Here is a 13,192-nt window from a genome sequence, read left to right as displayed (position 1 = left end):
GGCTTCCGATATGCCGGGAACACAATATTATGGATTATTTTTAGACTTACCACTTATAACATTTTTTTCATTTCATCAGCTACGAATTGTACCTTAGTACCTACAATAACCTGAACAGATGTCTTACTCGGTCTCATCACGCCTGCAACTCCTGCAGACTTGATCTTCTTCTCATCCACTTTCGTGTAATCTTTGATTTCGAGACGAAGTCTGGTTACGCAGTTATCGAGAGATGTAACATTTTCTTTTCCTCCAAGACCTTCTAAAACGATCTGGGCAACTTCCGTGAAATTGTCGTTAGAAAGAACAACCTTCTTATCAGCTTCAGCATCATCATCTTCTCTGCCGGGAGTCTTGAGGTCTAATTTCACGATTACAAAACGGAATACCGCATAGTAAACTACAGCAACAACCAAACCGATTGGAATAATCATCCATGTATTGAGGGCTGCCGGAAGCTTCGCGCAGAGCACCCAGTCGATAAATCCACCACTGAAGGTAAATCCTGCTCTGACAGGAAGGAGCGCGGTAATCGCACAAACGATACCTGTTAAAAGCGCATGTACAACATAAAGCACAGGTGATAAGAACATAAAAGCGAATTCGAAGGGTTCCGTAACACCAGTTAAGAAAGAGCAAAGAGCTGCTGCGCCGAGTAAGCCGGCTGCAACTTTTCTCTTATTCGTTTTAGCCGTATGATACATAGCCAAAGCGCCTGCAGGAATACCGAACATCATAACGGGGAAGAAACCTGTCATATACTGTCCCGTCTCGCCGATAACAGCCTGAGATGTGTCGTATCCGCCCAATCCCCAGAATTTGTAAAGATCTGCAATACCAATCGCATCAAACCAGAATACGGAGTTCAGCGCGTGGTGCAAACCGAACGGAATCAATAATCTGTTGAAGAAACCGTAGAGACCAACTCCGATTGCACCTGTACTGGAAATGGCCGTACCGAAAGCTACCAAACCTCCGTAAAGAACCGGCCAGATAAAGAACAAAATCAAACTTGCTACAATAGTAAACGCAGCAGTAACAATCGCTACGCTTCGCTTGCCGCTGAAAAACGACAGGGCATCCGGTAATTTCGTACTCTTGAATTTGTTATAGCACGTAGCACCGATTAAACCGGTCAAAATACCAATAAATTGGTTGCCGTCAATTTTGGAAAACGCTGCATTTGCTTCCGAGCCGGTAAACATCTCAACAGCTCCGGGAGCTAATAAGGTCTTAACCATAAGGTATGAAACGATACCCGCAAGTGCGGATGTACCGTCACCGTCATCGGACATTCCGACAGCGACACCAATAACGAACAGAATTGCCATGTTGTCTATAAGCGCAGAACCTGCTTTGCAAAGGAAAGCAGCGATTACGTTATTGCCGCCCCAGCCTGAAGGGTCGATCCAATAACCAAGACCTAACATGATACCTGCAACCGGCAGACAAGCAACCGGAAGCATTAATGACTTACCAAGCTTTTGTAAATATTTCATCATAAATAAAGTACCCCCTTGTTTTGTTTGAGCCATGCCCCGGCCGCAGGGCTCGATTCATTTCATCTATTCCATGGGATGGCATCCCTAGAATACAAAATTATAAATTTTCCTCAAAGAACTTTTTAAGCGCTGTAACAGCTTCCGCTTCGTCAGGACCTTCCGCGCGGCAGGTAACTACTGTTCCCTTTTTTGCGCCTGCACCCATAAGTGCCATTATCTTCTTCGCATCTGCAGCCTTAGTTCCTGTATCTACCGTAATCTTGCTCTGAAAAGGCGTTACCAGCTTAACGAGCAGTCCGGCAGGTCTTGCATGAATACCCAGTTCATCTTTAATCGTATACTTAAATTCTTTCACTTTTATGTTCTCCCTTCACTTTCATAAAATAATTTTTGTTTCTCTTTTATAGTAACATTAACCTTTACTATCACTTTTTAATATTCAAAAGCTCATCGCCCGCATTTACTTCCGTATCTGTATGTCCTAGAATTTCCGAATATTCATCCGTATTGCACACTACCACCGGCGTAATTACATCGTATCCCGCCCCTTTGATTTTCTCCAAATCCGCCTCTATAAGCAAATCCCCCTTTTTTACCTTCTGTTCATCTTTCCCTATAATGCGAAATCCTTCTCCTTTTAAGGCTACTGTATCCAGACCTACGTGAATGAGAAGCTCCACTCCGTCGTTTGTCGTCATGCCCACCGCATGGCCCGTAGGAAATATGGTCGTAATCACCCCGTCTGCCGGAGCATATACCTTGCCATCCTCAGGCACAATGGCCACTCCTTTTCCCAGTATCTCATCGCCAAAGGTAGGGTCGCTTACCGATTTAATGCTTACGCACCTTCCCTTCATCGGCGATGAAATTACAATATCCTTCTTCTTAAACGCATCGAATAATCCCATATTTTTTCCTCCTATTTCTTTTTTTCGTCAATTTTGATTATTCCTTCAATTTTCTGCATATAAGTCGTTGATTCTCTTTACATTTAACGCCAGATATATGCTTTCTTCCTCTGTCATGAAACAGTTATATTTTTCTTCGATAAAGCTGTTTACCTTATGGATCAGCCGGTATTCCTGTTCGCAATGGTTTCTGACAAAATCGAAGAGTATCTCGTCTCCCTTGCTCTGCTCCGGAAGCTCAGTCAGCATTCTATGTACCAAGTATTTGAAATTAATGGCCAGTTTATCCGGCTGATAGGACTGAGCTTTACAGGCCGGCATCTCTTTTTCTATAATTTCCATCATGTCGCGCATCATCTGGGTGAGCGTGAAAGTAGTGCTGATTGCCGAATTAAATTCAGCGTTTACTATATGGATTGCTATGGAGGCCGCTTCGTCTTCCAACAACTTTATTCCCGTCTTCTTCTCTATCAGATAAAGAGCGTGGCAGCCTACCGTATATTCATTGGAATAAAACATTTTTATTTCTTCAAATAAGGCATTTGTGAAAAGCATACCCTCCTTAAATCTGTCAACAGCAAAGCCGATATGGTCAGTAAGGGTAAGATATACGTTCTCATTCAGCTCTTTTCCAAGCGCCTCTTTCGCATAGGAAATAATTTCATCCGAAACTTGAATGTATTCCAGAGGCAGTTTTTTCAGCAGCGCTTTGAATCGTTCCAAGCTATCCTTGTTCTCCAGCTTGAAAATTTTCTCAATCTTGCTTTCATCAATATTCTGTCCCTCTTTTTTCCCGAAGCCGATACCGCAGCCCATAACGACCAACTCGCTGCCTTCGCCGTCTCTGGATGAGATGACATTATTGTTAATTACCTTTTCTATTCTCATACTCATTTCCCGTTGCATAAAAAAAACCAAACCCTATAAATTAATCCTACTCTGTTCGATTAACTTATAAAATCTGGTTTTGCCTGCTTAACAGTAACAATCCAATGTTTTCTCTATCAATTTGTATGTGTACATGATAACAATTTACAATAGGGATGTCAAGTAATCTAAATAAACTTTTGGTATTTTTGTTTATAACATACATTTATTGGTATTTAATTCTGTACATATTGCACATATTCTTAATGACTTATCAACTTCCGTAGTGCTTTTTTCACTATTTGCGCCTAATATGCTTTATTCCCCTGCATTTGGGGAAAGATATAAGAAAAAATCAATGAAAATTCGTTAAAAAAACTCGTCTATTTTTCCTCTTGACAGATGAAATGCAAAAATATAGTATAGAGAGAATACAATAAAAACAACTTCATGAACCGCCGAAATTCATCTACGATTCGTAAGCTGTAATCAGGAGTGTAATCTTATGTTTAAAAAGATTAAAGAAATCGTAATTGGTAAGCCCCTTCATAACAAGGAGCTGCAAAGTGAGAAAATGGATGTTTTCTGGGGGCTGCCTATTATGGCCAGCGATGCCATCTCTTCCGTTGCTTACGCTGTTGAAGAAATCTTATGGATATTGGTTCTCGTAGTAGGACTGGCCGCTTATAAGTATATGTTTTTTACGGCTATCATTATTATCCTTCTGCTTCTCATTCTGGTATTTTCCTATCGCCAGACAATCGACAGCTATCCCCACGGAGGGGGCTCTTATACTGTGGCAAAGGAGAATCTGGGTGAAAAACCGGGGTTATTAGCTGCAGCGTCTTTGATTATCGGCTATATTTTGACCGTGGCAGTTAGTACATCTGCCGGAACAGCGGCAATTACTTCTGCAATTCCCGCCCTGCTTCCTTATAATGTAGGAGTCACACTTCTCCTCATTTTCCTAATGACATTGGGAAATTTAAGAGGTGTTCGTGAATCCGCTAAAATATTTGCCTTACCTACTTATATCTTCATCGCTTCCATGCTGATTTTGATCGTAACCGGACTTTTCAAAGTATATGTGCTGGGTTATGTTCCCCAGGCCTCTTTTCCGATTCCTGAAGCGGTAGGGGATGTGACCTTTTTCCTGCTCATCCGTGCTTTTGCGGCAGGCTGTTCAGGCCTTACCGGTGTAGAAGCGGTCAGCAACGCCATACCGAACTTCACCGAACCCGCTCAGAAGAACGCCAAAAGGGTGTTAGGGCTTCTCGCCTTGTTTGTCCTGCTTATCTTCGGCGGAACCGCATACCTGTCCACTCTTTATCACGCGGTTCCCAATAACAGCATAACCGTACTTTCCCAGATAGCCGTCCAGGTATTCGGAAACGGCATATTGTTTTATATTCTGCAAATCGCTACTGCTACTATATTGGTCATGGCTGCCAATACCTCCTACGCCGGGCTTCCTATGCTTTTATCCTTGGTCGCCACCGACGGCTATGCTCCCAGGCAGTTTGCCATGCGGGGAAGCCGACTCGGATATTCCAACGGCATTCTCGCGTTAAGCGCGGCGGCGGCTTTTTTGGTGGTGATTTACCATGCGGATACACACGGGCTGGTACCCCTTTATGCTATCGGTGTGTTTCTCTCCTTTACGTTGTCTCAGGTAGGGATGCTCTTCAAATGGGCTAGAAGCAATGTCACAGGAAGGACTCATAAGATCGTTATCAACGGTTTGGGTGCCATTATGACTGTTGCCACCGTTATCAGCATTTTATACAGTAAGATGTTAGAAGGCGCCTGGATCACTATAGTACTCATTATCATACTCGTAGTTGGAATGAAGGCAATCAACTATCACTACATTAATATCGCCAGGCAGCTACGGCTGGACCCGGAGCAGGTGCAGACAGAAATCAATACTCTGAATGTGAAGAAGCATATGATTGTTATCGTAGGCTCTCTGAACAAGGCCTCCTTAAAAGCGATTAACTATGCGCGGTTTTTGTCGGATGACAAGAATATCGTTATTTTCCATGTCGCCATCGACAAAGAAAGTGCGAAGAGCATTAAGGAAAAGTGGAAGGAATGCAAAATCCCTATTCCTCTTATCGTCAAATACTCTCCTTACAGGGAGGTAGTTAACCCCTTAATCCAATACATCGAGTCGGAAGAACATGCTTCCAGCCCCGGCGATATGATTACCGTAGTAATACCGCAGTTTGTCGTAAGAAGACCTTGGCAGAACCTTCTGCATAATCAAACTGCTTTCGTTATAAGGAAAAAGCTCCTGCGTGACAGACATATTGCAGTAATCAACATACCTTTTGTTTTGGATAATAAATAATATAGAATAAAAGCGGCTGCTTGGGAATCAGGTTCCTAACAGCCGCTTTTTTAAATTATGTCTCCTGCCCAAACTGCACAAGAATACATTCCTGTCATGTCCCGCAATGCAAATGAATAAATCATTTCTCTTCCAAACGCAAATATTTATCGAAAAAATCCAAGGATTTTTCGTTGATGAACTGTAATGTTTCGTAACCGGGTCTTGAGTAACCTCCCCCGAGAAGACTGCAAAACATTGGTGAAGTCCTTACAAGGTCAGTCAAGGAGAAATGATTGCTTCCCTGGATATAATAATATTCGACATTTTTTTTATTATATAAATAATTTGCATTCTGAACGTATTTATTATCATTACCGACCAACGGGTATCCGGTATCACTATAAATATTCATAATTGCGCAACGATACGGCGCAGTATTCCATGTAAATTCGTCTCCGGCATAGCCTGTAATATCACACATATATGGTGCTTCCAGTGCAATGACGGCACTTATGTCCTTTCGCTGACGTGCAACGCCAAGAACTGCAGAACCGCCGAGAGAATGTCCCGCCAATCCAATTTTTTGCGGATCTATCAAGGAATAAAAGCCGTTATCCGGTTTTTCCGCTTCCGAAATAAATCTATCGATTACAAAATTGATATCATCGGTGCGAAGCTCCATCCATTTCTGATAGTTCTTATAAGAACCGGCAATATCCTTATGAGAATCTTCTGTATTTAATTCCTTCATATATCCGGAATCAATCCCGATTTTTTTGCCGTCTATCGTTGTCGATAACGCCTGATAAGTATGATCGATACTCACAACAATATAGCCGTGACTTGCTAATTCTTCAAACAAGGAAACGTTGCTTGTCTTCATGCTGATTCCACCATGCGAGAAAAGGACGAAAGGACAACTATTTTCTCCCACATATTTCCCCGTCGGATAATAAACAATTACGGATAGTTTGCGGCAGTCTCCATTGTTGGCATAAGTCTCAAATCTTGATTTATCATCTAACTGCAATATAACAGAGCCATAGGCAAAAGATCCTGTCGTTTTTACACTCGATAAACCCGGATACAATATGACCATGAGCATCAGGATCGTGCATATTACAATCCCAATACATTTAAATAGTTTTCGCAGCCATTCTGTTTCGGGAACTTTGAAAACAGTCACCAAAGATATCATGAAGATCAAAACAGCTATAATTCCAATAAACATAAAGCTTCTTGTTGCCATTTAAGTCTCTCCCCGTCTCCAGTCTTATCCTATAAATAATCTGCAGTTCCAAACTCCCGTACATTGGATTACAATTGTAACACAGAGACAATTTCTTCTCCGTCCATTTCACCGTTTTCTGAAAATCCCATAAAGGTATATAAAGCTCTGGGCGGAAGCCTGATTATTCTCATTATACAAGAGTTATAATTTTCTTGCTTTAATTATAAATGAGAGAGGAAATCTTTTAGCTTTAACTGGCGAGTAATAGTTTGAACGAAATTCTCCCCCTCCTTCCAAAGCAGCCTTATCCGTCTCTTCAACTAAGACCTCCACCGCGAAACCTGCTCGCGCAAGCGGATTGATATAATCAGAAAACTTCCTGTTATAAGCAAAAAGATCATTCCCATCCTTTTGAAAAGTAAAAGGTTCTGTTTCAAAATAGTTACCATTAAAAATCAGTCTATCATCTTCGGTATCCACACAGGACAAAAAAGGATGATCCCAGCTAAATATAAGAACTCCATCCTTCTTTAAATAAGCGGAAATCAAACGAAAGGTTCTTTCTATGTCAACGGTCCATCCTAAAGCATAAATCGAATAAACTATATCAAAATAATCCGCAGGTATACCTGGATTTATTTCCATCGGAGAATTGAACAGTTTAGGAGTGTAGCCGCTTTCTTGCAAAAATCTATTTGCATTTTCTATTTGCTTTGTTGAAATATCAATTCCCCAAAGCTCGGAGGCTCCGTTATCTCCGTGGTATTTTAATGAATGTCCGCTGCCGCAGCCAATATCTAAAAGCCTCTTCCCTTTTACATCTCCAAACAAACTCAATTCCGTTTCAGTAGGAATAAATACACCATATATAGGTAATGCCGTTGTACCAAACCAATCGTCTGCAATCGCGTCCCACGCTTCTTTATTTTGTTTTAAAATTTTATCTTGCAATTTACACCTCTCCAAATATAAAGATTCCTAACGAATAAACTGAATCTTCTTAATTGTCCATTATTTCATACATATGGCTGGTTCACCAGGCGGATTTTCCGGCAATCCGGAAAATTACATCCCTTTTTGTATGTTTCCCGTTTATCTTTTCTATAATATAAATCATCTTTATTTCAATGTTTATATGATATTTAACAATGCATTTATACTTTATCATAAAAAAGACAAAGAAGTCTATTGCTATTTGCACAATTGACTTCTTTCGACAATAATTCTGAAGTAATAGATTGATTTCTTCTATAATTAAGCCCATAAGCTTAACAAACTAAAATTGCATTTTAAAATAGTGAAAGAAAATATGCAGTAAATTGTTTTAAAACATATTTACCTGCGTAAGACATCCATGATAAACAGCCTATCCCTTCCAAATTTTCTGAGCCATCTTTCCTGTAGCCTCTTCTTTAAGCTTTTTCTTGTTGCTAACCATGTAAGAATCTTCTGAATCTTCATATTCACAGCACCTCTTTCTTCTTGTTTTCCAGACTAATCACTTTTATCTGAATCTGAAACTTCATATGTGGTATGGATAAGAGCATTAATAACATGGATTAATATATGTTCATTGAATGCAAAGAAATGTACCGTTTCAAACTTCCTGCTACCAGTCTCTTCTCGCTGATGTGATTTTTATTACAATAAAATTATAACAAGGCAACGTAAAATCTATATTCATGTTTTAATAAAATTCAGGTAAAATTAAAAGAAGTTATGTAAAAATAATTTTACACAACTTCTTAAACATCAAGGAAAACATTCTTTCATTTGCAGGAAAATTGAAATTTATACATCGGTTTCAATAAAGTGAACGGAATATCTATCCCAGTACTCCTTATATACCCAATCTTCTTGCCCGTCAAAATTTAATTGATACATTCTGAATGTCACTAATATATCCTTAGGCTGCCATTGTTCTTTGTAAGAATATTTGTAATGCATACCTAATTGTTCCATAACTCCGCCGCTACGAGGATTCTTAGTATCGTGAGTGGCTGTAATATATCGAACCCCATCTTTTTTTACTTGTCCTATGACTGCTTTGCACATATCTGCATCCTCTCGGTTGTTGATATGCTTTTTCATATTTTTCCTCAAAAAACACTTTGGCTTCTTCCGGCGATTTCAGCGGGAACCACGGCAGATAGATATTGACTTCTTTATCCTTGTATATATCCAGTAAGGCTTGCATATCATTCTCATTAAATTTTCTTAATATCAATCTTTCTGACTCTAATACGGGGGTATTTATATTACAACCTTCCATATTGTTCCTTTCAAATTCCTATTTTTCTATCTGTCAATCATTTCGCCAAACTTAAACTTCTGTTATCACACTTTATATTGTATATAAGACAATCCTATATGAAAAGACACCAGCGAACGCCATATTCATCGATTAAGTCAACCATTAACGTACTATATGTACATGGACTTAACGGGTAAATAATTTTAGCGTTATCTTTAAGCACATTATATGCTTTTTGAACTAACTCTTCTTTGCCGTCCCCAAAATGCAGGCAAAATTGCATAGTGGTTCCTGTAATTCTTTCTTCGTCTTTAAGAGCTTCGGATATCGCTAATATCTGCCCGTATACATTAAGTTCAGCATGCATATAAGTCCCATCAGAGTTAGTATAGCTTGCCACTAATTCAGCATCAAAGGCTTTTTGGTATAACTCAACCGCTTTACCGCTTTCGTTCACATATATTTGCATCATTGATCTGTACATCTTCTGTTTATCCTCCTAAGACAAATGTAAGTACATCTTATCATATCATGTAAAACACAACAACTGTGTATCTATATATGTTATCATATTAAAAGCAAAGAAGCCGACCGAAACAGCAATCGACTTCATTCGATAAAGCTTGTGTTATTAGTACAAAATAGATGCATAATAAATACTACCTTTTTTCGACGGGAATCCAAATCTCACAAAAACAATCCGAATTACTGTTTTCCGGGTACAATTCAAAGTCAGTATCATCCAGCATGTTGTAATCAGCGCTTGGCAGAAATTCTTTGAAAATTCTATCCCGTGTTTCCCCAATGCACTCACTATCATCGCCAATGCATTTAAATACAGCCCAAAGTGTAGGTTCCATATTCCATATTTGATATCATGCACGGAAACGTTTTGAGAATCTCTGATCTCGTATCGTCTGCAATGTTCTACCGCATTATTATAAAAATACGCTATTGGCTAGGTCGTCATAATGTTCCTTGCTATTTATTTGGGATTATCCCTTTTGATATTTTGCCAGCCACTTGTCAAAAACAGTCATTCCTTTATGTATACCCCAAATATTTATAATCATCAAAACTATCCCCAACATTGAAAAAGCAATGATACGGCTAAACGTGATTGAATACGAACGTAAAAATTCTGCTGTGATACAGATGCTGACAGGCAGACAAATTACACTGGTTACAACAGCCGGTACATATCCTCTAAAGATAATACATTGAAAAATATGAATGATCAAATGGGCAATAAACGCTATAAATATTCCAAGCCATAAATCATACCAGCCTGTTAAATAGGAAATGATCGTAACAGCACTAATCAGAATAAATTCTTCCGCAACTCCGAGTGAAAAAGAAGATGTTGTCAAAGAATCAAAATGCAGCAAAACTTTGTTAGCCAGCATAGGAAACTGTTCCATTAACCTCTCCTTATTCCTATTAACCCACGGTTTTCCAAAAATTATTTCTTCAAAGTCGTGAAAAATGAATAGCAGCGGAAAAAGCCAAATCAAAAAATAAATCTCACCCATAATTACACACCTCATTTATATTATTACTTTTTATTGTGGCTTGGACGGAAGCAACAAGAAACGGATAAATTTACTGTCCAAATCTGTTCTATAACGATTTTGTTTCCCTCCACAAGCAAACGGAGAAAATTATTTCTATTACTATCATCATAACGGCCAAAACAAGCGGTTGAAATTTTATCCCAACAATTAAAGCGGAAAATGATATAGCCACAGATAAAACCATATATGTTTTTGACTTATAAAGCCAACCATACGGCAATAAATGGGCGCCGAAAATCATTGCTATAATCATTAACATTTTTTCAGGCACAGCCTGATATATCCACATAGCAATCAATAAGTAAAGTATCTGGTTTACTGAAAACAGTATGCCTAAGTTTGTTAATGGGTTTCCTTTGTTCTGAAAATCAACCTTGATTATTTTAGAAATAAGAAATGCTAACGGCAATAACGGAGCAGTGCAACAGAAAGTATATAAATTCTTTGTAAGTACAGGAATATCTATCAACTGTACAACAAGAACAGCACACCAAATAAAGATTGAAGCCAAAATAAAGTGCAGACCTTTCTTTTGCTTGACCGCACAATCTAACCGAAGTTCTTCCAAATTCATTGAAGCTGCCCCCCTTAACCAAATAATAATCTGTGTTAGTTCTACTAATGCTGAGTTTCTACTCTGCGTAATTTCTGACAAGTACTCTCTCGCCTATATTTCTAACTTGCCAGTATCAATTGCTGTCTACTAATTTACTACATCTTCTGATAAAACGACCAAATTCCATTCGAAAATATCGCATCGATAAAGCCCCATTTTTATGATTGGATCATTTTGAGCAATCTCCTGCGCTTCTTCAAAATTTTCGGCTTCAAAAAGGAGCATTCCCCCATCTATATTGGAAAATCCACCACCTATGAGATACCTTTCCCCGGCTGCATTCTTCACATAAGCCAAATGATCCTGAAAGTCTTGTTCGATTATATCTTTCTCCCCAGCCTTATAATCAATCCTAATGTATAATTTGCCGCCCTTTTTCAAATGCATCGTTTTTCTTTTCCTGTCTTATTGGTTTTGTAGCAGTTAATAACATACGTTTTATTACAAAAAATAAATGATATGTATATGAAATTTTACCATAAAACAAATATCCCATCAACTAATTTTATCAATTGATGGGATATTTGTTTTATAATAAATTATTTATAAAGATGACGGAAAAAAGTTTTTTGCGGCTGCTCCATAGGACGTTCTGCCGATCAGGTCTGTGCAGGCGGCGTATCACTCATAAAAAATGCATAGTTGCTCCCGCCTCTTTTCTTAGTAACATACATTGCCTGGTCGGCAAAGGCTAACAGGCTATCGACATCTCCGGCGTCTGCCGGAAATAGGCTTATTCCGATGCTGATGCTGACACGAAGAGGGATTCCGTTATAGGTAAGCGGTTCTGCTGCAGCTGCCTGTATTCTTTCAGCCAGCCGGCTCACGCCGGCCAGTTCCTTCACGGCTGTCTGCAATATGACAAACTCATCCCCACCAAGTCTGCCAATTTGATCTGTCATTCCAAGCACTTGCTGTACCTTTGCGGTCACATGACGCAGCACAACATCTCCTGCCTCGTGCCCATAACGATCGTTAAAGGATTTGAACTTATCAATGTCGAACAGCATGACGGCAAATTGAGCTCTGCTTCGTGCGCAATGCTGTATCTCCTGCTCCAGCTGCATCATCAAACTGGCGCGGTTTCGTATCCCCGTAAGGGTATCATAGTTGGCGAGCCAAGCTATTTTCGCCTCCTGCACCTTGCGCAAGGTTATATCCCTGATGATATGAATGCGTAAGGGCCCCTTTTCAGTATGAGCCACCCTGGAGCTTACCTCGACGGGAAAGGTAGAGCCGTCGCGCCGCACATGGATACATTCAAATAGGACCCCACCCATCTCTGCCTGCCGCATCTGACCTTCATACTCATCGAGGGTCGATGAATGGCGGATTTCTTGAATCCTTCTGGATTGCAGCTGCTCTTTAGTATAACCATAGGCCTCGCAGGCCCTCTGATTGGAATCTATGACCTGTCCATCCAAATTCGTGTATAAAATAATGTCTTGTGCGCCCTCAAAAAGAATTTTGTGAATTTTAAGGGCTTCTTCCGCCCTTTTTTGTGCGGTAATTTCCAAAAATACGGTAATAACAATATCATTGGAAGGGCAAAAGGCACTGACCTGAAAATGCCTGTCATCCTTCTTCAAAAAATACTCGAACGAGCCGTTACCTTGAATCTTGTTCAGATTGTCACAAATGTCCAGCCAGACTTCGGGCGAATGGTTCTGCATTTGTTTTAGTGTTTTGCCGATGACCTCTCCACGCTGCACACCAGAAATATTCTCAAACTGCCTATTTACTTCAAGAAATTGATAGTCGCAAAGCCCCTGATGCTCATCCCTGAGAATTGCAAACATCACATAACCTTCAAGCATTGGGTCATACATGTTTTTACAGCAGAGGGGCGTATTTATTTTTTCCGGCATATGGCCTCCACCCTTTCCAAAGGTTACTTATCGTCAT

15 protein-coding genes are annotated in these 13,192 nt (G+C 39.7%); 1 reads left to right on the top strand and 14 read right to left on the bottom strand.

Annotated features, from left to right (window positions below; genetic code table 11):
* Nucleotides 1-53: 53 nt before the first annotated feature.
* From nagE to CC90_RS0105840, 4 genes are all read right to left on the bottom strand, one after another.
* Complete coding sequence (gene nagE, locus CC90_RS0105855) at nt 54-1,502, bottom strand: N-acetylglucosamine-specific PTS transporter subunit IIBC (protein WP_031389864.1); 1,449 nt, start codon at nt 1,500-1,502, stop codon at nt 54-56.
* 97 nt (nt 1,503-1,599) lie between these two features.
* Complete coding sequence (locus tag CC90_RS0105850; protein WP_031389863.1) at nt 1,600-1,857, bottom strand: HPr family phosphocarrier protein; 258 nt, start codon at nt 1,855-1,857, stop codon at nt 1,600-1,602.
* 70 nt (nt 1,858-1,927) lie between these two features.
* Complete coding sequence (locus tag CC90_RS0105845; RefSeq protein WP_031389862.1) at nt 1,928-2,410, bottom strand: PTS sugar transporter subunit IIA; 483 nt, start codon at nt 2,408-2,410, stop codon at nt 1,928-1,930.
* Nucleotides 2,411-2,455: 45 nt separating this feature from the next.
* On the bottom strand, nt 2,456-3,298 hold the full coding sequence (locus tag CC90_RS0105840; protein WP_031389861.1) for a CAT RNA binding domain-containing protein: 843 nt from the start codon (nt 3,296-3,298) through the stop codon (nt 2,456-2,458).
* A gap of 484 nt (nt 3,299-3,782) precedes the next feature.
* Here CC90_RS0105840 and CC90_RS0105835 point away from each other — a divergent pair, with 484 nt between their 5' ends.
* On the top strand, nt 3,783-5,630 hold the full coding sequence (locus CC90_RS0105835) for an APC family permease (protein WP_031389860.1): 1,848 nt from the start codon (nt 3,783-3,785) through the stop codon (nt 5,628-5,630).
* 121 nt (nt 5,631-5,751) lie between these two features.
* Here CC90_RS0105835 and CC90_RS0105830 read toward each other — a convergent pair whose 3' ends face one another.
* From CC90_RS0105830 to CC90_RS0105780, 10 genes are all read right to left on the bottom strand, one after another.
* A complete protein-coding gene (locus CC90_RS0105830; protein WP_031389859.1) occupies nt 5,752-6,861 on the bottom strand; it encodes an alpha/beta hydrolase family protein in 1,110 nt (369 codons plus the stop codon).
* Between the two features lie 183 nt (nt 6,862-7,044).
* Nucleotides 7,045-7,794: a class I SAM-dependent methyltransferase gene (locus tag CC90_RS0105820; RefSeq protein ID WP_031389858.1), complete on the bottom strand. Its 750-nt coding sequence runs from the start codon at nt 7,792-7,794 to the stop codon at nt 7,045-7,047.
* Nucleotides 7,795-8,634: 840 nt separating this feature from the next.
* Nucleotides 8,635-8,934 carry a GNAT family protein gene (locus CC90_RS24980; protein ID WP_330373195.1) on the bottom strand — a complete coding sequence of 100 codons (300 nt, stop codon included), beginning with the start codon at nt 8,932-8,934 and terminating at the stop codon, nt 8,635-8,637.
* A complete protein-coding gene (locus CC90_RS25130; protein ID WP_334291770.1) occupies nt 8,828-9,115 on the bottom strand; it encodes a GNAT family N-acetyltransferase in 288 nt (95 codons plus the stop codon). Before CC90_RS25130 ends, CC90_RS24980 begins: the two co-directional genes overlap by 107 nt.
* 94 nt (nt 9,116-9,209) lie before the next feature.
* Nucleotides 9,210-9,581, bottom strand: a complete 372-nt coding sequence (locus CC90_RS0105800) for a VOC family protein (protein ID WP_031389857.1) — start codon at nt 9,579-9,581, stop codon at nt 9,210-9,212.
* Nucleotides 9,582-9,756: 175 nt separating this feature from the next.
* Nucleotides 9,757-9,957: a GyrI-like domain-containing protein gene (locus CC90_RS25125; RefSeq protein WP_081905885.1), complete on the bottom strand. Its 201-nt coding sequence runs from the start codon at nt 9,955-9,957 to the stop codon at nt 9,757-9,759.
* 135 nt (nt 9,958-10,092) lie between these two features.
* Nucleotides 10,093-10,629, bottom strand: coding sequence for an HXXEE domain-containing protein (locus CC90_RS0105795; protein ID WP_031389856.1), 537 nt, complete (start codon nt 10,627-10,629; stop codon nt 10,093-10,095).
* A gap of 88 nt (nt 10,630-10,717) precedes the next feature.
* Nucleotides 10,718-11,245, bottom strand: coding sequence for a DUF7010 family protein (locus CC90_RS0105790; RefSeq protein ID WP_031389855.1), 528 nt, complete (start codon nt 11,243-11,245; stop codon nt 10,718-10,720).
* Between the two features lie 129 nt (nt 11,246-11,374).
* On the bottom strand, nt 11,375-11,674 hold the full coding sequence (locus CC90_RS0105785; RefSeq protein WP_242843248.1) for a YciI family protein: 300 nt from the start codon (nt 11,672-11,674) through the stop codon (nt 11,375-11,377).
* A 212-nt stretch (nt 11,675-11,886) separates the two neighbouring features.
* Nucleotides 11,887-13,155 carry a diguanylate cyclase domain-containing protein gene (locus tag CC90_RS0105780; protein ID WP_031389853.1) on the bottom strand — a complete coding sequence of 423 codons (1,269 nt, stop codon included), beginning with the start codon at nt 13,153-13,155 and terminating at the stop codon, nt 11,887-11,889.
* Between the last annotated feature and the right edge of the window lie 37 nt (nt 13,156-13,192).

The sequence above is a fragment of the Kineothrix alysoides genome (genome assembly GCF_000732725.1).
Taxonomy (GTDB): Bacteria; Bacillota; Clostridia; order Lachnospirales; family Lachnospiraceae; genus Kineothrix; species Kineothrix alysoides.
Note: the sequence above shows the minus strand (reverse complement) of the source record. Positions and strands in the feature narration are given on the sequence as shown.